This is a genomic window from Oryzomicrobium sp. (assembly GCF_036820405.1).
Lineage (GTDB): Bacteria > Pseudomonadota > Gammaproteobacteria > Burkholderiales > Rhodocyclaceae > Oryzomicrobium.
In genome coordinates this window covers 48,386-66,959 of the sequence record NZ_DAISLS010000004.1, presented here as the reverse complement: position 1 = coordinate 66,959, position 18,574 = coordinate 48,386, and the positions used below count along the sequence as shown (strand labels likewise).

Annotated in this window: 20 protein-coding genes; 13 read left to right on the top strand and 7 right to left on the bottom strand. The window is 66.9% G+C overall.

The window, feature by feature from the left end; translation table 11 throughout:
• The first annotated feature begins 53 nt into the window (after positions 1 to 53).
• The 11 genes from V7Z98_RS04565 to V7Z98_RS04515 all read left to right on the top strand — a co-directional run bounded on the left by V7Z98_RS04565 (position 54) and on the right by V7Z98_RS04515 (position 9,013).
• Entirely contained in the window at positions 54 to 845 is a 792-nt protein-coding gene (locus tag V7Z98_RS04565) for a ParA family protein (RefSeq protein ID WP_293261098.1), read from the top strand.
• A 49-nt stretch (positions 846 to 894) separates the two neighbouring features.
• Entirely contained in the window at positions 895 to 1,737 is an 843-nt protein-coding gene (locus V7Z98_RS04560; RefSeq protein WP_293261101.1) for a ParB/RepB/Spo0J family partition protein, read from the top strand.
• Between the two features lie 316 nt (positions 1,738 to 2,053).
• Positions 2,054 to 2,392 carry an ATP synthase subunit I gene (locus V7Z98_RS04555; RefSeq protein ID WP_293261104.1) on the top strand — a complete coding sequence of 113 codons (339 nt, stop codon included), beginning with the start codon at positions 2,054 to 2,056 and terminating at the stop codon, positions 2,390 to 2,392.
• A gap of 1 nt (position 2,393) precedes the next feature.
• Positions 2,394 to 3,251, top strand: a complete 858-nt coding sequence (gene atpB, locus V7Z98_RS04550) for a F0F1 ATP synthase subunit A (protein WP_293261107.1) — start codon at positions 2,394 to 2,396, stop codon at positions 3,249 to 3,251.
• 91 nt (positions 3,252 to 3,342) lie between these two features.
• Complete coding sequence (atpE, locus tag V7Z98_RS04545; RefSeq protein WP_014235959.1) at positions 3,343 to 3,591, top strand: F0F1 ATP synthase subunit C; 249 nt, start codon at positions 3,343 to 3,345, stop codon at positions 3,589 to 3,591.
• Between the two features lie 45 nt (positions 3,592 to 3,636).
• Complete coding sequence (locus V7Z98_RS04540; protein ID WP_293261131.1) at positions 3,637 to 4,107, top strand: F0F1 ATP synthase subunit B; 471 nt, start codon at positions 3,637 to 3,639, stop codon at positions 4,105 to 4,107.
• Positions 4,108 to 4,112: 5 nt separating this feature from the next.
• A complete protein-coding gene (locus V7Z98_RS04535; RefSeq protein ID WP_293261134.1) occupies positions 4,113 to 4,649 on the top strand; it encodes a F0F1 ATP synthase subunit delta in 537 nt (178 codons plus the stop codon).
• A gap of 9 nt (positions 4,650 to 4,658) precedes the next feature.
• Positions 4,659 to 6,197 carry a F0F1 ATP synthase subunit alpha gene (atpA, locus tag V7Z98_RS04530; RefSeq protein ID WP_293261137.1) on the top strand — a complete coding sequence of 513 codons (1,539 nt, stop codon included), beginning with the start codon at positions 4,659 to 4,661 and terminating at the stop codon, positions 6,195 to 6,197.
• Between the two features lie 18 nt (positions 6,198 to 6,215).
• A complete protein-coding gene (gene atpG / locus V7Z98_RS04525; protein ID WP_293261140.1) occupies positions 6,216 to 7,079 on the top strand; it encodes a F0F1 ATP synthase subunit gamma in 864 nt (287 codons plus the stop codon).
• A gap of 27 nt (positions 7,080 to 7,106) precedes the next feature.
• Positions 7,107 to 8,510, top strand: a complete 1,404-nt coding sequence (gene atpD, locus V7Z98_RS04520) for a F0F1 ATP synthase subunit beta (RefSeq protein WP_293261143.1) — start codon at positions 7,107 to 7,109, stop codon at positions 8,508 to 8,510.
• A gap of 77 nt (positions 8,511 to 8,587) precedes the next feature.
• Positions 8,588 to 9,013, top strand: a complete 426-nt coding sequence (locus tag V7Z98_RS04515; RefSeq protein ID WP_293261146.1) for a F0F1 ATP synthase subunit epsilon — start codon at positions 8,588 to 8,590, stop codon at positions 9,011 to 9,013.
• Between the two features lie 123 nt (positions 9,014 to 9,136).
• Here the strand turns inward: V7Z98_RS04515 and V7Z98_RS04510 are convergent, their stop codons facing one another.
• The 4 genes from V7Z98_RS04510 to V7Z98_RS04495 form a co-directional block, all read right to left on the bottom strand.
• Positions 9,137 to 9,862 (bottom strand): ubiquinone biosynthesis accessory factor UbiJ, encoded by a 726-nt coding sequence (locus tag V7Z98_RS04510; RefSeq protein WP_334157146.1) that lies wholly within the window; start codon positions 9,860 to 9,862, stop codon positions 9,137 to 9,139.
• 9 nt (positions 9,863 to 9,871) lie between these two features.
• A complete protein-coding gene (locus V7Z98_RS04505; protein WP_293261152.1) occupies positions 9,872 to 10,807 on the bottom strand; it encodes a Tim44 domain-containing protein in 936 nt (311 codons plus the stop codon).
• A gap of 100 nt (positions 10,808 to 10,907) precedes the next feature.
• Entirely contained in the window at positions 10,908 to 11,660 is a 753-nt protein-coding gene (gene ubiE, locus V7Z98_RS04500) for a bifunctional demethylmenaquinone methyltransferase/2-methoxy-6-polyprenyl-1,4-benzoquinol methylase UbiE (protein WP_293261155.1), read from the bottom strand.
• Positions 11,661 to 11,745: 85 nt separating this feature from the next.
• A complete protein-coding gene (locus V7Z98_RS04495; protein ID WP_334157145.1) occupies positions 11,746 to 12,183 on the bottom strand; it encodes a DUF971 domain-containing protein in 438 nt (145 codons plus the stop codon).
• 217 nt (positions 12,184 to 12,400) lie between these two features.
• On the opposite strand from V7Z98_RS04495, the gene phoB reads away from it, so the two are divergent.
• A complete protein-coding gene (gene phoB / locus V7Z98_RS04490) occupies positions 12,401 to 13,093 on the top strand; it encodes a phosphate regulon transcriptional regulator PhoB (protein ID WP_293261161.1) in 693 nt (230 codons plus the stop codon).
• 18 nt (positions 13,094 to 13,111) lie between these two features.
• On the top strand, positions 13,112 to 14,458 hold the full coding sequence (gene phoR, locus V7Z98_RS04485; RefSeq protein ID WP_293261164.1) for a phosphate regulon sensor histidine kinase PhoR: 1,347 nt from the start codon (positions 13,112 to 13,114) through the stop codon (positions 14,456 to 14,458).
• A 48-nt stretch (positions 14,459 to 14,506) separates the two neighbouring features.
• Here the strand turns inward: phoR and V7Z98_RS04480 are convergent, their stop codons facing one another.
• From V7Z98_RS04480 to V7Z98_RS04470, 3 genes are all read right to left on the bottom strand, one after another.
• Positions 14,507 to 16,138 carry a hypothetical protein gene (locus V7Z98_RS04480; protein ID WP_334157144.1) on the bottom strand — a complete coding sequence of 544 codons (1,632 nt, stop codon included), beginning with the start codon at positions 16,136 to 16,138 and terminating at the stop codon, positions 14,507 to 14,509.
• A 35-nt stretch (positions 16,139 to 16,173) separates the two neighbouring features.
• Positions 16,174 to 16,620 (bottom strand): HIT family protein, encoded by a 447-nt coding sequence (locus V7Z98_RS04475; RefSeq protein WP_334157143.1) that lies wholly within the window; start codon positions 16,618 to 16,620, stop codon positions 16,174 to 16,176.
• A 230-nt stretch (positions 16,621 to 16,850) separates the two neighbouring features.
• Positions 16,851 to 18,401 carry a hypothetical protein gene (locus V7Z98_RS04470; RefSeq protein ID WP_334157142.1) on the bottom strand — a complete coding sequence of 517 codons (1,551 nt, stop codon included), beginning with the start codon at positions 18,399 to 18,401 and terminating at the stop codon, positions 16,851 to 16,853.
• Between the last annotated feature and the right edge of the window lie 173 nt (positions 18,402 to 18,574).

Here is an 18,574-nt window from a genome sequence, read left to right as displayed (position 1 = left end):
CCGTATATACCGTTCAACCGCGCCCCAGGGGCGCCAACAGGGAGTAAGGCACCATGCGCGTGCTGGCCATCACGAACCAGAAGGGCGGCGTCGGCAAGACGACCACCAGCGTGAACCTTTCCGCCTGCCTGGCGGCCCAGGGCCAGCGGGTGCTGATGATCGACCTGGACCCCCAGGGCAACGCCACCACCGGCAGCGGCATCTTCAAGCGCGAGGCCCTGCCTTCGGTCTATCAGATGCTGATCGGCAACGCCACCCTGGACCAGGTGCGGATCAAGACCGAGTTCGGCTACGACGTGCTGCCGGCCAACCGGGAGTTGGCCGGGGCCGAGGTGGAGCTGATCGAGATCGATCAGCGCGAAACCCGCCTCAAGTCCGAACTGGCCAAGGTCGCCGGCGACTACGACTACGTGCTGATCGACTGCCCGCCGGCTCTCAACCTGCTCACGGTGAACGGCCTGGTGGCGTCCAACGCGGTGATCATCCCGATGCAGTGCGAGTACTACGCCCTGGAGGGGCTGACCGACCTGGTCACCACCCTGCGCAAGGTGCGCGCCAACCTCAATCCCGCCCTGGAGATCGAGGGCCTGCTGCGCACCATGTACAACCCCCAGAGCACCCTCACCCAGCAGGTGTCGGGCGAGCTGGAGAGCCACTTCGGCGAGAAGGTCTACACCACCCTCATCCCGCGCAACGTGCGTTTGGCCGAGGCGCCGTCCTACGGCAAGCCGGTGATCGCCTTCGATCGGGCTTCCCGGGGCGCCCAGGCCTACATGTCCCTGGCCGAGGAAATGCTGGCGCGCCACGCCAGGGGCACCGGCCAGGGCCCGGCCGGGTTGCAGTGAGGACGGTGTTTCAGCCGCCAACCGACGAATTCAAGGAAAACGACGCCTCATGAAACAAAAGGGACTGGGCCGGGGGCTGGACGCCCTGCTGGCCGGCGAACCCGCTGCCAAGGACGTGCAGCGCAGCCTCAAGGTGACCCTGCTGCTGCCGGGCAAGTACCAGCCGCGCACGCGCATGGACAGCGAATCGCTCCAGGAGCTGGCGGCCTCGATCAAGGCCCAGGGCGTGATGCAGCCGATTCTGGTGCGGCCGCTGCGCGACCCCCTGGGCGAAAAGTACGAAATCGTCGCCGGCGAGCGGCGCTGGCGGGCCTCCCAGTTGGCCGGGCTGTCCGAGGTGCCGGTGCTGATCCGGGAAATCCCGGACGAAGCCGCCCTGGCCATGGCGCTGATCGAGAACATCCAGCGCGAGAACCTCAATCCCCTCGAAGAGGCCATGGGCCTGCAACGCTTGGTGGACGAGTTCGGCCTGACCCACCAGCAGGCGGCCGACGCGGTGGGTCGCTCCCGGCCGGCGGCGTCCAACCTGCTGCGCCTGCTGCAATTGCCGGCACCGATCCAGGACCTACTGCTGGAAAGCCAGATCGACATGGGCCACGCCCGGGCGCTGCTGCCCCTGCCTACCCCGGTCCAGTTGTCCCTGGCCCAGCGGGTGGCGAGCAAGGGCCTGTCGGTACGCGAAACCGAGAAGCTGGCCCAGCTCGCCCTGCAACCGCCCAAGGAACCGGAGCCGCGCAAGGTGGATCGGGACCTGCTGCGCCTGGAAGAAGAACTGTCCGACGTCCTGGGGGCCCGGGTGGAAATCCGCGCCAACAAAAAAGGCACCGGCAAGGTGCATATCGCCTTCGATTCCCTCGAAGAACTGGACGGCCTGCTCGGCCGGCTGCGCTGATTTCAAAGCCGGCCCCGGCGGCCCCGTTTCAACGGGCCGCCGGGGCTGTGGATAACCTGCGTTTCAAACGCTGTTGGCGTTGCGTATAACGGAAGGCGTTTGAATAGGCGAAATCCAGCACCAGAGAGGGGCGTAGCCCGCTTGCTGCGCAGCACCAACATTGACGTAATAACGATCGCGTCTTATAGTAGACCGTCTTTGTGGCGACCGTTGGCAAGGCGCGCCCAGCAGCGTTCGCGGTACGGGGAGTGCCGACGAGCGCCGAGCAGATGCAAGGTCCCGGTGGGTTTGCAGCAGGTGAGAAAAGGCGGCAAGCGTGTTTCGGGTGATCTTTCTGCAGCTGGTGATGGCGAGTTTGACAGCGGTCCTCTGTGGCTGGTTCGTCGGAATCCGCGGTGCGGTTTCGGCGGCGTTGGGGGCAGCCGCCTATTTGGTGCCGTCCTTCCTCTTCGCCGTCCGTTTAGCCGTTTCCGCCCACAGGCGCGCGCCGAGCGCCGCCGGGTTCTTCTTGGGCGAATTCGTCAAGGTAGCCGCAACGATCGGATTATTGGCGCTCGCTGCCAAGGCCTACGGGGATGTGCACTGGCCCACCCTGCTGATCGGCCTGGTAGTCGTGCTGCAAGCGAATTTCTTGGCTATTTGGAAAACGTCCTGACATGGCAACCGGTCACGAAGCACATGCCCCCACCGCGGGCGAATACATCGTCCACCACCTGACCCAGCTCAACACCACGGGTCACGCCCAGCAGTCGGTCATCGACTTCTCGGTGATCAACCTCGACACTCTGTTCTTCTCCATCCTGATGGGCGTGCTCGGCCTGTTCGTGATGTGGCGCGTCGCCAAGAGCGTTACGTCCGGCGTTCCCGGCCGCATGCAGGCCGCCGTGGAGATCGTCCTGGAAATGGTGAACAACCAAGCCAAGGGCATCGTCCACAGCGAGGAATCCCGCAAGTTCGTCGCCCCCCTGGCCCTGACCGTGTTCGTCTGGATCTTCCTGATGAACTCCATGGACTTCCTGCCGGTGGACCTGCTGCCCAAGATCTGGGCCGGTGTCTCCGGTGACGAGCATGCCTTCCTGCGCGTCGTGCCCACCGCCGACCTGAACGGCACCCTGGGCATGTCCATCGGCGTGCTGCTGGTCTGCCTCTGGTACAACATCAAGATCAAGGGCCTGGGCGGCTGGGTGCACGAACTGTTCACCGCCCCCTTCGGCAGCCACCCGGTGCTGTACCCGGTGAACTTCGCCATGCAGATGATCGAGTTCCTGGCCAAGACCGTGTCCCACGGCATGCGGCTGTTCGGCAACATGTACGCTGGCGAACTGGTGTTCATGCTGATCGCCCTGATGGGCGCCGCCTGGGCCGGTACCGCCAGCGGTGCCGCCCTGTGGGTCGGCGGCGTCATCGCCGGAACCGTCTGGGCCATCTTCCACATCCTGATCGTTGCACTGCAGGCCTTCATCTTCATGATGCTGACCCTGGTGTACATCGGCCAGGCGCACGAATCCCACTAAAGGAAACGGGCAACCCCTGGGTTGCCCGTTTCTTTCGGTGATCGATAACCACTTTTTGTTTTCAACCTTTAACCCACTTTAAGGAGTAGTCATGGAACACATCCTCGGTTTTGTCGCTCTCGCCGCCGGTCTGATCATTGGTCTGGGCGCCATCGGTGCCTGTATCGGTATCGGTATCATGGGCTCCAAGTACCTGGAAGCTTCCGCCCGTCAGCCCGAGCTGATGAACGAGCTGCAAACCAAGATGTTCCTGCTGGCCGGTCTGATCGATGCCGCCTTCCTGATCGGCGTCGGTATCGCGATGATGTTCGCCTTCGCCAACCCGTTCGTGCTCAAGTAATCCCGGACTTCCCCTTCCCGTATCAATTCATAGGGAGTTGAAGCCGTGAATCTGAACGCAACGCTGTTCGCCCAGCTCGTTGTGTTCTTCATTTTGGCGTGGTTCACGATGAAATTCGTGTGGCCGCCCATCGTGAAGGCACTCGACGAGCGCGCGAAGAAAATCGCCGACGGCCTGGCTGCCGCCGAGCGCGGCAAGCACGATCTTGAGCTTGCCACCAAGCGCTCCTCGGACGCCCTGCGCGAAGGCAAGGAAAAGGCTGCCGAACTGATCTCCCAGGCCGACAAGCGCGGCCAGCAGATCGTCGAGGAAGCCAAGGAAGCCGCGAAGGCCGAGGCGGAGAAGATCATCGCCGCCGCCCGCGCCGAAGTCGCTCAGGAAGTCGTCCGTGCCAAGGAAGAGCTGCGTGCCCGTGTGGCCGAGCTGGCCGTGGCGGGTGCCGGCAAGATCCTGCGTCGTGAAATCGACGCCAAGGCTCATGTCGACATCGTGGCGGCGATCCAGAAGGACCTGTAACGCGTATGGCTGAAAACATCACCATCGCCCGTCCGTACGCCGAGGCGGTCTTCCGCCTCGCGCGGGATGCCAAGGCTCTCGCTGCCTGGTCCGAGCGCCTCAAGGCGCTCGCCGCCGCAGCGCAGAATGCGGACATGGTCGAGGTGTTCTCCAACCCGAGCCTGTCTTCTGAACAGCGTGTGCAAGTGACGCTGGCGGTGGTGGGTGAGGAAAAGAACGCCGAATTCGCGAACTTTGTCCGGGCGCTTGCCGAAAACGAGCGCCTCGCCGTCCTTCCGCAAATTTACGAGCTCTACGAGCAACTCAAGAGCACCGAGGAAGGGGTCAAGGAGGCTGTGATCCACAGCGCCTTCCCCCTGGACGACGCCCAGCTCAAGCAGCTGGTCGCCCACCTCGAGTCCCATTTCAAGTCCAAGCTGACCGCCCGCGTTGAAGTCGATCCCGAACTGATCGGCGGCATCAAGGCCGCGGTGGGCGACGAGGTGCTCGACGCCTCCGTCCGCGGCAAGCTGGACGCCATGGCCACGGCGCTCAAGAGCTAGGAGATTTCCATGCAGCTGAATCCTTCTGAAATCAGCGAACTGATTAAAAGCAAGATCCAGGGCCTGAACGTGGGCGCTGAGACCCGCACTCAGGGCGTGATCGTTTCCGTGACCGACGGCATCTGCCGCGTGCACGGCCTGGCCGACGCCCAGCAGGGCGAAATGATCGAACTGCCCGGCAACACCTTCGGCATGGCGCTCAACCTTGAGCGCGATTCCGTCGGCGTCGTGGTGCTGGGCGACTACGAGCACATCAAGGAAGGCGACGTGGCCAAGTGCACCGGCCGCATCCTGGAAGTGCCCGTGGGCCCCGAAATGCTCGGCCGCGTGGTCAACGCGCTGGGCCAGCCGATCGACGGCAAGGGTCCTCTCAACAACAAGCTGACCGACAAGATCGAAAAGGTCGCGCCTGGCGTGATCTGGCGTAAGTCCGTGTCGCAGCCGGTGCAGTCTGGTATCAAGGCCATCGACGCCATGGTGCCCGTCGGCCGTGGCCAGCGCGAACTGATCATCGGCGACCGTCAGACCGGTAAGACCGCCGTTGCCGTGGATGCCATCATCGCCCAGAAGGGCCAGGACATGATGTGTATCTACGTGGCGGTGGGCCAGAAGGCCTCCACCATCGCCAACGTGGTGCGCAAGCTCGAAGAGCACGGCGCCCTGGAATACACCATCGTGGTCGCCGCCACCGCGTCCGAATCCGCCGCGATGCAGTTCATCGCGCCGTACGCCGGCTGCACCATGGGCGAGTACTTCCGCGACCGCGGCCAGGACGCCCTGATCGTTTACGACGACTTGACCAAGCAAGCCTGGGCTTACCGTCAGATCTCCCTGCTGCTGCGCCGTCCTCCCGGCCGCGAAGCCTACCCCGGCGACGTGTTCTACCTGCACTCCCGCCTGCTCGAGCGCGCTGCCCGCGTGTCCGAGGAATGGGTCGAGAAGCTGACCAACGGTGAAGTCAAAGGCAAGACCGGTTCCCTGACCGCTCTGCCCGTGATCGAAACCCAGGCCGGCGACGTGTCCGCCTTCGTGCCGACCAACGTGATCTCGATCACCGATGGCCAGATCTTCCTGGAAACCGACCTGTTCAACGCAGGTATCCGTCCCGCCATCAACGCCGGTATCTCCGTGTCCCGCGTCGGCGGCGCCGCCCAGACCAAGCTGATCAAGAAGCTGTCTGGCGGTATCCGTACCGACCTGGCCCAGTACCGCGAACTCGCCGCCTTCGCCCAGTTCGCTTCCGATCTGGACGAGGCCACCCGCAAGCAGCTCGAGCGCGGCCGCCGTACCGTGGAAGTGCTGAAGCAGCTGCAATACGCGCCGATGAACATCGCCGACATGGCGGTGACCCTGTTCGCCGTGACTCGCGGCCACATGGACGAAATCGACGTCAAGCGTGTGCTCGAGTTCGAGAAGGGCCTGCACGGCTTCGTCCGCCAGAAGTACGCCGACCTGGTGTCCAAGATGGAGACGACCAAGGATCTGGATTCCGAAGGCGAGAAGCAACTCGTCGCCGCCATCCAGGAATTCAAGGCCGCCTGGGTCTAATCCGTCGAGGAGAGCGTAATGGCTGGCGGCAAGGAAATCCGCAACAAGATCAAGAGCGTCGAAAACACGCGCAAGATCACCAAGGCCATGGAGATGGTGGCCGCCTCGAAGATGCGCAAGGCGCAGGAACGCATGCGTCAGTCGCGTCCGTACGGCGAGAAGATCCGGCGCGTCGCCGCCCACCTCTCCCACGCGATCACCGAGTACAAGCATCCCTTCCTGATCAACCGCGATGGGGCCAAGAAGGTCGGCCTCATCGTGGTGACCTCCGACAAGGGCTTGTGCGGCGGGCTGAACTCCAACGTGCTGCGCGCCGTCCTTCACAAGATGAAGGAATGGGGCGACAGCGGCATCGGTGTTCAAGCCACCGCCATCGGCAACAAGGGCCTGGGCTTCTTGCAGCGCGCCGGTGTCGAAGTGGTGTCCCAAGTGGTCGGCCTGGGGGATACCCCCCACCTGGAAAAGCTGATCGGCCCGGTCAAGGTGCAGCTCGACGCGTTCAATGAAGGCAAGATCGACCGCTTGTACATCGCCTACACCCGCTTCGTGAACACCATGAAGCAGGAGCCGGTGGTGGAACAGCTGCTGCCGCTGTCCGACGATACCGTCGGCACCGAGTCGACTCGCTGGGATTACGTGTACGAGCCTGACGCCAAGTCCGTCATCGACGAACTGCTGGTGCGCTACGTGGAAGCACTGATCTACCAATCGGTAGCAGAGAACATGGCTTCCGAGCAGAGCGCCCGGATGGTGGCGATGAAAGCGGCGTCCGACAACGCCAAGACGGTGATCGGCGAGCTGAAACTGGTCTACAACAAGACCCGTCAGGCCGCGATTACCAAAGAGCTGTCGGAAATCGTCAGCGGGGCTGCGGCCGTTTAACGGTTTATTGGTTTAAGGGAAAAGACGATGAGTCAAGGTGCAATCGTTCAGTGCATCGGCGCGGTGGTGGATATCCAGTTCCCCCGCGACGCGATGCCCAAGGTCTATGACGCCCTGATGCTCGACGCCTCTGCCGAGCATGAGAACGTCGAGAAGGGCCTTACCTTTGAAGTGCAGCAGGAACTCGGTGACGGCGTGGTGCGTACCATCGCGCTGGGCTCCACCGACGGCCTGCGTCGTGGCATGCCGGTGAATAACACCGGCAAGGGGATCGCCGTGCCCGTGGGCCACGGTACCCTGGGCCGCATCATGGACGTGCTGGGTCGTCCCATCGACGAAGCCGGCCCGATCGAAGCCGACGAACTGCGGGTTATTCACCAGAAGGCCCCCGAGTTCAAGGATCTCTCCCCCTCCGTGGACCTGCTCGAAACCGGCATCAAGGTGATCGACCTGGTCTGTCCGTTCGCCAAGGGCGGCAAGGTGGGTCTGTTCGGTGGCGCCGGTGTGGGCAAGACCGTGAACATGATGGAGCTGATCAACAACATCGCCAAACAGCACTCCGGCCTGTCCGTGTTTGCTGGCGTGGGTGAGCGTACCCGTGAGGGCAACGACTTCTACCACGAGATGAAGGACTCCAACGTGCTGGACAAGGTGTCCATGGTGTTCGGTCAGATGAACGAACCCCCGGGCAACCGTCTGCGCGTGGCGCTGACCGGTCTGACCATGGCCGAGCGCTTCCGCGACGAAGGCCGGGACATCCTGTTCTTCGTGGACAACATCTACCGCTACACCCTGGCCGGTACCGAAGTGTCCGCCCTGCTGGGTCGTATGCCGTCCGCCGTGGGCTACCAGCCCACCCTGGCCGAGGAAATGGGTCGTCTGCAGGAGCGCATCACCTCCACCAAGACCGGCTCCATCACCTCCATCCAGGCCGTGTATGTGCCCGCGGATGACTTGACCGACCCGTCCCCGGCGACCACCTTCCTCCACCTGGACTCCACCGTGGTGCTGTCCCGTGACATCGCCGCCCTGGGTATCTACCCGGCCGTGGACCCGCTCGACTCCACCTCCCGTCAGCTCGACCCGCTGATCGTGGGCGAAGAGCACTACGGCGTGGCCCGTGGCGTGCAGATGACTCTGCAGCGCTACAAGGAACTGCGCGACATCATCGCGATTCTAGGTATGGACGAACTGTCTCCCGAAGACAAGCTGTCCGTGGCCCGGGCCCGTAAGATTCAGCGCTTCCTGTCCCAGCCGTTCCACGTGGCCGAAGTGTTCACCGGCTCTCCCGGCAAGTACGTCCCCCTCAAGGAAACCATCAAGGGCTTCAAGATGATCGTTTCCGGCGAGTGCGACCACCTGCCCGAGCAGGCCTTCTACATGGTCGGCACCATCGAGGAAGCCTTCGAAAAGGCCAAGACCCTGCAGTAATCCTGCACGGACGTAACCGACCAGCCGCCCGCTCCCGGGGGTGACCCCGGCGAGCTGGGTCGGCGAGAGGACAGACTATGGCATTGAGAGTTCACGTTGACGTCGTCAGCGCCGAAGAGCAGATCTACTCCGGCGAGGCGGAATACGTGGTGCTTCCCGGTGAAGCCGGCGAACTGGGCATCTGGCCGCGGCACACGCCGCTGCTGACCCGGATCAAGCCGGGTGCCGTGCGCATCAAGGTGCCGGACGGCGAAGCCGAGGTGATCTACGTCTCCGGCGGCATGCTCGAAGTCCAGCCCACCATGGTCACCGTACTGGCCGACACCGCCATCCGCGGTGCCGACCTGGACGAGGCCAAGGCTCTGGAAGCCAAGAAAGCGGCCGAGGAAGCCCTGCAGAACCGCAGCGGCAACATCGACTACGCCAAGGCCGAAGCCGAACTGGCTGAAGCCGTGGCTCAGCTGGCGACCATCGACAAGCTGCGGAAGCGCCGCGCTCACTAAGGTCGTGCCGGACGGATTTCCGCCCGGCACTCCAAGAAAAAAGGCAGCCATTCGGCTGCCTTTTTTCGTTGCCGGCAGACCTATCACAAGGCTGTCGGCTTCAACCGCAACGTGAGTCCTGGTTCATTTGCTCCGGGACTGTTCGTTGAGGCGCTGTAGACGCTTCTCCAGCCGCGCCAGATCGTCGCGCAGCCGGTCCACGTCGTGGCCGAATACGGCAAGCTCGCCCTTGGCCGGCAGCAAACCCCGCTCTTCCACCAGGTATTCGGTGCCGTTGGCCAACAGCCGCTGGCCGGCCTCCCGCTGCCAGGTGACGGCCTGGCCGGCGAGCCGGCTTAAGCGATGGGCCGGAATGTCGCCAACCAGGCGAGCCAGATCGGCTTCCCCGTCCCAGCGCAGCTGGCGGAAGACGAAGCCAAGGGTCTCGGCCAGATCGGCCGCACCGCTCACCTGCACCCGGCCCAGCACAGCCTCCAGCCCGCCACCCGGCAGGGCCGTCAGGGCGTCGCCGGGTAGGCGCAGGGTCACGTCCGCTGGAATGTCGGTGTCGTTCCCGGTCGCGGCCAGCAGGCCGTCGGCGCCGATCGAAAAGGGAAAGCGCATCCCGCCTCTGCCATCTGCCTGGCCGCTCCCCAGCACCACCTGGGCGTGGCGCCCGGCGAAGGGCCGGAGCCGGCCTGCCGCCCAGCCGGACTGGGCGATCAGGTGATTAGCGGCGGCGACGAAGAGCCGCGCGCCCGCCGGGGCGCCGGAAAACGGCAGCGGCGGGGCGGGGAACCGCGCCAGCACCGGGGCAACCAGGCTTTCGAGCACGGCGCGGGGCGAGGGGAATGTGCTTCCTGTAGTCATGGCGTTGCGTCAGTCCAGCTGCTGGATGCCGGCGACGCGCCAGCCGCCGTCGCCGCTGGCCGGCTTGACCAGGTGCCAGATTTCGTCGAAGGCCGTCGGCGGTGCATCCTTCTCCTCGCGCAGCAGGCCGTAGTAGCGCACGCTGGCGATGTAGCGGCTGCCCTCGTCGGCCACTTCCAGCAGGTTGGCGTTGAGCTGGACCACATCGGTGGTCTGGCTGGCGCTGCCGCGCTCGGCAAGCTGGGCGTTGACCACGGTGAACATCTCGGGGGTCAGGAAGTCCCGGATCTCGTCGATGTGGCCGGCATCGTTGGCGGCCTGGAGGCGGACGAAGTTGCGCTTGGCCACGTCGAGGAAGCCCGCGGCATCAAAGCCGGCGGGAACCCGGGGGGCTTCGGTCGCGGCAGCGGCGGCTTCAGCGGGGGCGCTAGCGGCACCGGCGCTACCGCCAGGCAGGCTGGCTTCCGGGGCCGGGGCGTAGCTGGGGCCGCCCACGCCGGCGTACTGGAGCGGCTGCTCGTTGCGGGCCGGGGCTGCGCGGCGGGAGAAGATCAGGCGGAAGACGAACACCGCCGCCATCACCAGCAGGGCGATCATCAGGAAGTTGGCCATGCCTTCGCCCATGCCGAAGTGGGACAGCAGGGCTGCGATGCCCAGGCCGGCCGCCAGGCCGGCGATGGGGCCGAGCCAGTTGCGCTTGGGTTGGGCGGCGGCCGCCGCCGGAGCGGGCTGGGCCGGCGTGGCCTGGCTGGGGGCGCGCTGCGGCGCGGTGGGTGCCGGGGCGGCACCCGGGGCTTGGGCAGGAGCGGTGGGGGTCGCCTGGCGCTGCATGCCGTAGGACTTGCCTCCCCCCAGCCGCTTGGCTTCGGCAACGGGACTCACCGCCACCACGGCGATGGCGGCGGTGGCGATAACGAAGGACTTGAAGAAGGATGAGCGGGCCACTAGGGTCTCCTCGGATTAATGATGGTCCGAATAGACCATCAATCCGTCGTGAAATCAGTAACGATTAGTATCATCCCTTGCCCGGCGGTGACGCGCCGGGTCAGAAGCGGTAGCCGATATGCAGGGCCACCACGCCAAGGGTCAGGTTGTGGTACTCGACGCGGTCGAAGCCCACGCCTTCCATGATGCCCTTCAGGGTTTCCTGGTCCGGGTGCATGCGGATCGACTCGGCCAGGTAACGGTAGCTGTCGGCGTCGTTGGTCACCACCTGGCCGACCCGGGGGATCACCTGGAACGAATAGAAGTCGTAGAGCGGCGCCACCGGTTCCCAGACCTTGGAGAACTCCAGCACCATGACCTTGCCGCCGGGTTTGATGACGCGGCGCATCTCGGCCAGGGCCCGGTCCTTGTGGGTCATGTTGCGCAGGCCGAAGGCCACGGTGACCACGTTGAAGTACTGGTCGGGGAAAGGCAGGGCCTCGGCGTCGCACTGCACCGCCGGCACGATCTGGCCCCGGTCGGTGAGGCGGTCGCGGCCCACCGCCAGCATCGAGGCGTTGATGTCGGAGAGCCACACCTGGCCGGTGGGGCCGACCCGCTTGGCGAAGGCCAGGGACAGGTCGCCGGTGCCGCCGGCCACGTCGAGGACCCGGTCACCGGCCTTGACGCCGCTCTTGCCGATGGTGAAGGCCTTCCACAGGCGGTGCAGGCCACCGGACATGAGGTCGTTCATCACGTCGTAGCGGGTCGCCACGGAGTCGAACACGCCGGCGACGCGCTTGGCCTTGTCGCTTTCGGCCACCTGTTGGTAGCCAAAGTGGGTGGTCTTGTTGGTGGTATCGGTTTCGCTCATGGCAGTGCTTTCGACGGAACGGCGTCAGAAGTCGGAATTTGGAATTCGGGAAAAGGCGGGAAACGAGGATTGGCGGATCAAAGGATCAGCTCTTGCAGCCGCAACTGCCGGAACCGCAGCCGCCGGCGGCAGGGGCACCGCTTTGCGGCAGGGGATCGCGGGACAGGCCGGCGGCGTCGAGCTTGGCCAGGTAGTCGGCCCACCAGGCCTCCTGGTTGGTTCCCAGTTCGTACAGGTAGTCCCAGGAATACAGGCCGCTGTCGTGGCCGTCGGAGAACACCGGCTTGAGGGCGTAGCTGCCCACCGGTTCGACCCGTTCGATGCCTACCTCGCGCTTGTTGGCTTGGAGTTTTTCCTGGCCCGGGCCGTGGCCGCGCACCTCGGCCGAGGGCGAATAGACGCGCAGGTATTCATAGGGCAGCTGGAAGCTGCGGCCATCGGCGAAGGCGATTTCCAGCACTCGGGACTTCTGGTGCAGGGTGATGGCGGTGGGCAGGGGGGTGTCTTTGGTCAGTCCGGCCATGGCAAGCTCGCGGAGAAAACGGCAATATCCCGTCCGCCGTGGCGGACCGGGGCGGTGGGGCGCCTATCTTAGCGCAAAGCCACCCTCCACCCGCTCCCCGGCTGTGCAAAACCGCTGGAAAAACATGGCACCTTCGGGCCGTGACGTTGTCACGAATCTGTCACGGGGCTTTAATAGACTGGCCGCCAATTATTCATGTAGTGAGCGAGAAACCGTCATGCCCGCCAACATTCTCGTGGTCGAAGACGAACCCGCGATCCAGGAGCTGATCGCCGCCAACCTGCAGCACGCTGGCCACCACGTGCTGCGCGCCGACGATGCCGAAACCGCCGGCCGTCTGGTGCGCGACGCCCTGCCCGACGTGGTGCTGCTCGACTGGATGCTGCCCGGCCAGTCCGGCATCCAGTTCGCCCGCAAGCTGCGCGGCGAGGAGCGCACCAAGGACGTGCCGATCATCATGCTCACCGCCCGCAGCGACGAGCAGGACAAGATCCTCGGCCTGGAGACCGGCGCCGACGACTACATCACCAAGCCCTTCTCGCCCCGGGAGCTGGTGGCCCGCATCAAGGCCGTGCTGCGCCGCCGCGCCCCGCAGATGACCGAAGACTCGGTGGAAATCGGCGGCCTTAAGCTTGATCCGGCCACCCACCGGGTCACCGGCGACGGCCGGCCGGTGGAGCTGGGGCCCACCGAATTCCGGCTGCTGCACTTCTTCATGACCCACCCGGAACGGGTGCATAGCCGCACCCAGTTGCTCGACCAGGTATGGGGCGACCACGTCTTCGTCGAAGAGCGCACGGTGGACGTGCACATCCGCCGCCTACGCAGCGCCCTCGAACCCACCGGCCATGAAGGCCTGGTGCAGACCGTGCGCGGCAGCGGCTACCGTTTTTCCTCCCTGCAAGACTGAGGAAAGCCGGGCGCCATCGTGAAAACCCTCTGGTTCGGCGCATTCTTCTCCGCCCTGCTGCTGACCATGGTGGGGACCGGCGTGGGGCTGGCCCTGGGCACGGCCTGGGGGCTCGGGGTGGCACTGGTGCTCACCGTCCTGCTCGGCCTGCACCATCTGCAGCAGTTGCACAAGCTGATGGGCTGGCTGAAAGGCCCCCTGGATGCGCCGGTGCCCGAAGGCTCCGGCATCTGGGACAAGGTGTTCATCGGGCTGCACCGCCGGGTGCGCACCCGCAACGAGCAGCAGCGGGCCCTGAACCTGGCCCTGGAGCGCTTCCGCCGCGCCGCCGAGGCCCTGCCCGACGGGGTGGTGATCCTGTCGCCGCACCGCCAGATCGAAGGCATGAACTCCAAGGCGGCGCTGTTCCTCGGCCTCAATCAGCGCACCGACATGGGCCAGACCATCACCAACCTGCTGCGCCAGCCGGACTTCAGCGCCTATCTGGATACCGGCGCCTTCGACGATCCCCTGGTGCTGCGCAACACCCGGGCCGACGGGGCCAGCCTGCAGATCCAGGTGGTGCCCTACGCCGGCGAGCGGCAGCTGCTGCTGGTGCGCGACGTGACCAAGCTGGAACGGCTGGAGACCATGCGCAGCGACTTCGTCGCCAACGTCTCCCACGAGCTGAAGACGCCCCTGACCGTGGTCGCGGGTTTCATCGAAACCCTCCAGGACCTGCACGGTTCCCTGAGCCCGGATCAGGTGGAGCACTACCTGAGCCTGGCTCACGACCAGTCGATCCGCATGCAGCACCTGATTTCCGACCTGCTCACCCTGTCGGCCCTGGAAACCGGCGGCAGCAACGCCGAGGTCGAGCCGGTGGCCGTGGCGCCCCTGCTCGAAGCAGTCCAGGCCGATACCCTGGCCCTGTCGGGGGGGCGGCACCGCATCACCCTGGAGATGGACGGCCCCAGCCACATCCTGGGCGCCACCACCGAATTGCGCAGCGCCTTCGGCAACCTGGCCTCGAACGCGGTGCGCTACACCCCGGAAGGGGGAAGCATCGCCCTGCGCTGGCAAAAAGTGGATGGTGCGGCCGGCGGGGACGGTGGCGCCGCCTTCGTCGTGGCCGATACCGGCATCGGCATTCCGCCCCAACACATTCCCCGCCTTACCGAGCGCTTCTACCGGGTGGACCGGGGCCGTTCCCGGGAATCCGGCGGCACCGGCCTGGGGCTGGCCATCGTCAAGCACGTGTTGACCCGGCACCAGGGCTGGCTGGAAGTGGAAAGCGAGCCCGGCAAGGGCAGCCGCTTCACCGCCAGGATTCCGGCGGCGCGCCTGGTTTCGGCGCCGGCGCCCGGCACCGCCCGGGCTGCCTGATCCGCTGCCGCAGGCGAGGCCGGCGCAAGCCCGCCGCCGGCCGTGGCATCACTCCGCCGCGGTAAAACTAACCCGCTCGAAATCCCCTCCCTGCTCCAGCAGCCGGGTCAGCCTGATCCGCCACTGGCTGTTGTCGGCGGCCACTTCCAGGTGGCGGCCGGTGACGTACCAACCCTTGGGAATCACCAGGGAGGCCGCCTGGCCAAGGGCCGGCAGTCCCGCCAGAAGAAAGCCGGGCTGGTAAGGGTCCCGGTTCCCGCCGCTGGGTACCGGGCGCAGCGCCACCGCCGTCGGCAGGCCGGGCAGCACCGCCACCCCCAGCACCAGTCCGCCGTCCCGGTCTTCCATCAGCCAGCTGGTGCGGCCAAGCAGGCAGTGGGCGCCGTCCGGAGGAACCACGGCGAGCAGTTGGTCGTGATTGAGGCGCAGTCCGGCGCGGTTGCGGTTGAGGCGGAATCCCGCAGCGGAGTGGTTGATGACCTGCCAGGTTTCGGTGGCCTGGGTGTCGTGGTGGGGCGTCCCGGCCAGGCCGGCGGCCGGTTCGACCTGCTGGCGGAACATATAGAGGCGTTCGAATTCCCCGCGCGAATAGACGGCCGTCGCCGGCTGGACGAAGGCGCGCCCCGCCAGCAGGCGGAAGATGGCATCGCCGCCTCGACAGACCCGGGCCTCGCCGCTGGCAGGCAGGCGGCGGAAGCGGCGCGGTGCGGCGGTGAGGGACCAGGGGCGATGGAGCTGGCCGATCAGGTGGGCGCAGCGGTCGGCCATCATGTTGTCCCCCAGTCCGAGTTGAGCGGGCTGCACCCGCTGCGCCAGCTGGACCTGGGTCTGCTGCAACTGGGCCGTAAGGCGTCCGACGTCGAGCCGGCGCAGGCCCGTCCCCGACTGGCCATCGGCCAGCGGCCGCACCCCGGCGTCGGCAAACAGGTCGACTGCGAAGCGGGGCAGGGCTTCGGTCTCCACCGCGTCGATCTGCACCAGGGGCGCCCAGCGCGAGGCCAGGCGGCGCACGAAGGCCAGGGCGCGCAAATCCAGCCCATAGGGGGCGGCCAGGTCGAGCAGCAGGGCTTCCACATAGGTGGCTGTGGCGTGGGTCGAGCCACGGCCCGGGTCCAGGGGTTCATCCACCGGCTGGGTTGCCACTCCCCACTCCTCGGCGCTGGCGTAGTAGCCGTGCAGATCGAGCCACAGGCCGGGGGGCGCTTCGCGGCGGGCCCGGTAGTGGTCGTACAGGGCATGGCCGGTGCAGTACAGGCAGCGCTGCAGGATCAGGGCCAGCTGCTGCGGCGACAGGGGGTCGTCGGCGGGCGCCACCTGGGCGCAATGAGCATAGGCGCTGGCCAGGCGGTGCCAGTCCCCGGCAACCCAGGCGAGCACTTCCTGTTCCCGCTCGCCCAGGGGAACGGCCCGGTCGGTGAAGGTCCGGGCCATTTCCTCCTGCAGGTAGGTGAAGGCGATGCGGCCCTGTTCGAGCAGGGTCAGGTAGTCCGCTGCCGGCAGGGGGGCGTGGCGTAGGCTGTCCAGCAGCACGGCCAGGTCGTGGCGGGCCTGGGCCGGGTTGGCCAGGGGTAGGGCGGCCAGATGGGCCAGCCCCGCGTCCAGGGTGGGGATCGTGGGTAGGCCCGCGGGTTTCGGTGGGTTCGGGGAAGCGGGGTGGTGCGCGGTGAGTGCGATGTTCATGGCCGGTTCCTCGAACGGGTGGGGAATACCCCGGGTTATGCCTTGGCCGGCTCCAGCTCGGCCTTCAGGGCCTCCGCCAGGGTGCGGTCGTCCACCGCTGGCCGGGGGGCCGGGGCGACGCCGTCGGTGCGCCGCGCCGCCCAGATCGCGCCGGGAAAGGTGGGGTCGTCGCGCCAGCGCGGAATGATGTGCCAGTGTAGGTGAGGCACCATGTTGCCCAGGCTGGCGAGGTTGACCTTGTCGGGGGCGTAGAGGCGCCGCAGTACCCGTTCGCAGGCCAGCACCGCCGTCATCAGGCGCTGCTGTTCGCCGTCGTCCAGGTCGCTCATCTCCCCCGCATGGCGGGACCAGATCACCCGCAGGAAGCCCGGGTAGTCGGGTTCCTCGGCACGGATGATGCGCCACTCGGGGCTCTCCACCAGAAGCTGGCCTCCCGGAGTGGCGCACAGGGGGCAGGCGGACGGGCTGGCGGGGACGGCCATGGGGGCTCCTGGAAAGCGTGAAGTGGGCACCGGAAAAAGCCGGTGGATGCCGGCCGCGCCCATCGCGGACCGTGCCGGTCGGGGCCGGAGGATAGCGTGGGAATCACGGGAATGGCGGGGATTCCTCCCCGCCCACACGCCGCGGGCCGACTTGATACCTTTTTTCTATGCCTGGGCCGGCGGGGCGACAAGGGAATCCATCACGCCGGAGGCCGATCCGAGGGCGAAAGTCAGACCGGCTGGACGGCGGCGAGTTCGCAGTCCGCGCCGGCGGCGAGGACGCTTTCCAGGCGCCACTGCTGGCGCCCGTTTCCGGCCGCCGCCGGGGGCGGTACGTCGGCCAGGCGGCCGCGCCGGTAGGCGCCCCGGGGCAGAAGCAGGGCCGGCAGCTCGTTATGGCCGACCCATAGGGCGGGATGGGTCTCGCCCCCGTCGGCGAAGCGGGCGAGGACGCCGGCCACCGGGCCGTCGATGCGTCGCACCTTGACCGCCAGCCCGCCCCCCAAGGCCATCAGCAGGCTGGAAACCCGGCCGAGACCGAAGCGGCCGGCGGAATCCGCCACCGCCACCAGTTGGTCGTGGAAGAGGCGTTCCGGTGGCCGCGGGTGGAAGAGCCGCCAGGCCTCGGCCCCCTGCTCGATCACGCCCCATTCGCTGGCTTCTGGCACCTGGGGTGTGCCCTGGCTGCCGCTGCTGCCGAACACCACCAGCCGGTCGAAGTCGTTGCGGGTCTGCACCGGCCTGGCGGCATCCGGCGCCAGTTGGCCGAGGTGCCAGGCCAGGGCGGAGAAGGCGGTGATCAGTCGGGCCTGGCCCTGGATCGGTTCGGGCGCGTAGGCCCGGGCCAAGGCCTGTTGGGACCAGGGGGGACGCAGGTGGTCAAGCAGGCGGCTGCATTCGTCTGCGCCCAGTCCCTCGCCCAGGCCGAGTTCGGCCGGGCTGTGGCCGGCCTTGAGGCGGCTTTTCAGGCGCCGCAGGTGCTCGGCCAGGGGGGCGCTGTCCAGGACGCGCAGGGCGCCCCGGGCATCGCCATCGTTGCGGCCTTGCCTGCGCAGGCCCCGGTCGGCGCGCAGGTCGATCAGGAAGGGTGGCAGCTCGCCGTCTGCGGGCAACGGCATCACCGGCGCCAGCTTAGCCAGGCGGCGCGCCCAGCGCTGGGTCTGGCGCTGCTCGCGGAAGCTCTGGGAGGCGGGCTTGGCCATGTCGATGAGCAGGGTGGCCACGTAGTGGCGCATCGGCCCTACGGTGCGGCCCTTGCGGTCGGGCCAGGCCTGGGCGGCCACGCCGGCGGCTTCGGCCGCTGCGAAGTCGCCGTGCAGTTGGCGCCACAGCCCGGCGGGCGGCTCGCTGCGGGCGAGCAGGGCGATTTGCAGGGCCTGGCCGCGGTGGAACAGGGCGCGTTCGTAGGCCTGCGCCGGTTCGGCATGGGCCGGGGCGCCGACGGGTTGGGGGCCCTGGCTGGCCAGCCCGTCCGCCAGGCGCCGCCAGGCATCGGCGCAGGCGGCGAGCAAGGCCAGGGTCTGGGCGAGGACGGCGGTCTCGGCCTCGGCGAAGGGCAGGGGGCGGCCGCGCAGGCGCTTTTCCGCGTCTTCCACCACCAGGGCCAGGGGCGCTTCCGCGCCGTGCAGCGCCGCGAATTGGGCGGCAGCGGGTAGGGCGTGCGCGGCCAGGGCGTCCATGTAGGGGGCGAGGCGGCCCAGGGTGGCCAGGGGGTCGGCCAGGGGCAGGGTGGCCAGGTAGGCGGACGCGGCGTTGGGGGAGGTCAGGTCGGGCACGGACATCGGGGCCTCCAGGGGGCGGGAAGGTCCGCAGGCGGATGGAGAAAGTATGAAATATTTCACACAAATGGAGTTGGGGAGATTGTGCCGCCTTGCGCCGGGGAACGCCAGACGGGCGTCGGGGGCAAAAAAACGGGGCATCCAATGGATGCCCCGTGAGTGGGTTTGGTTCCGGC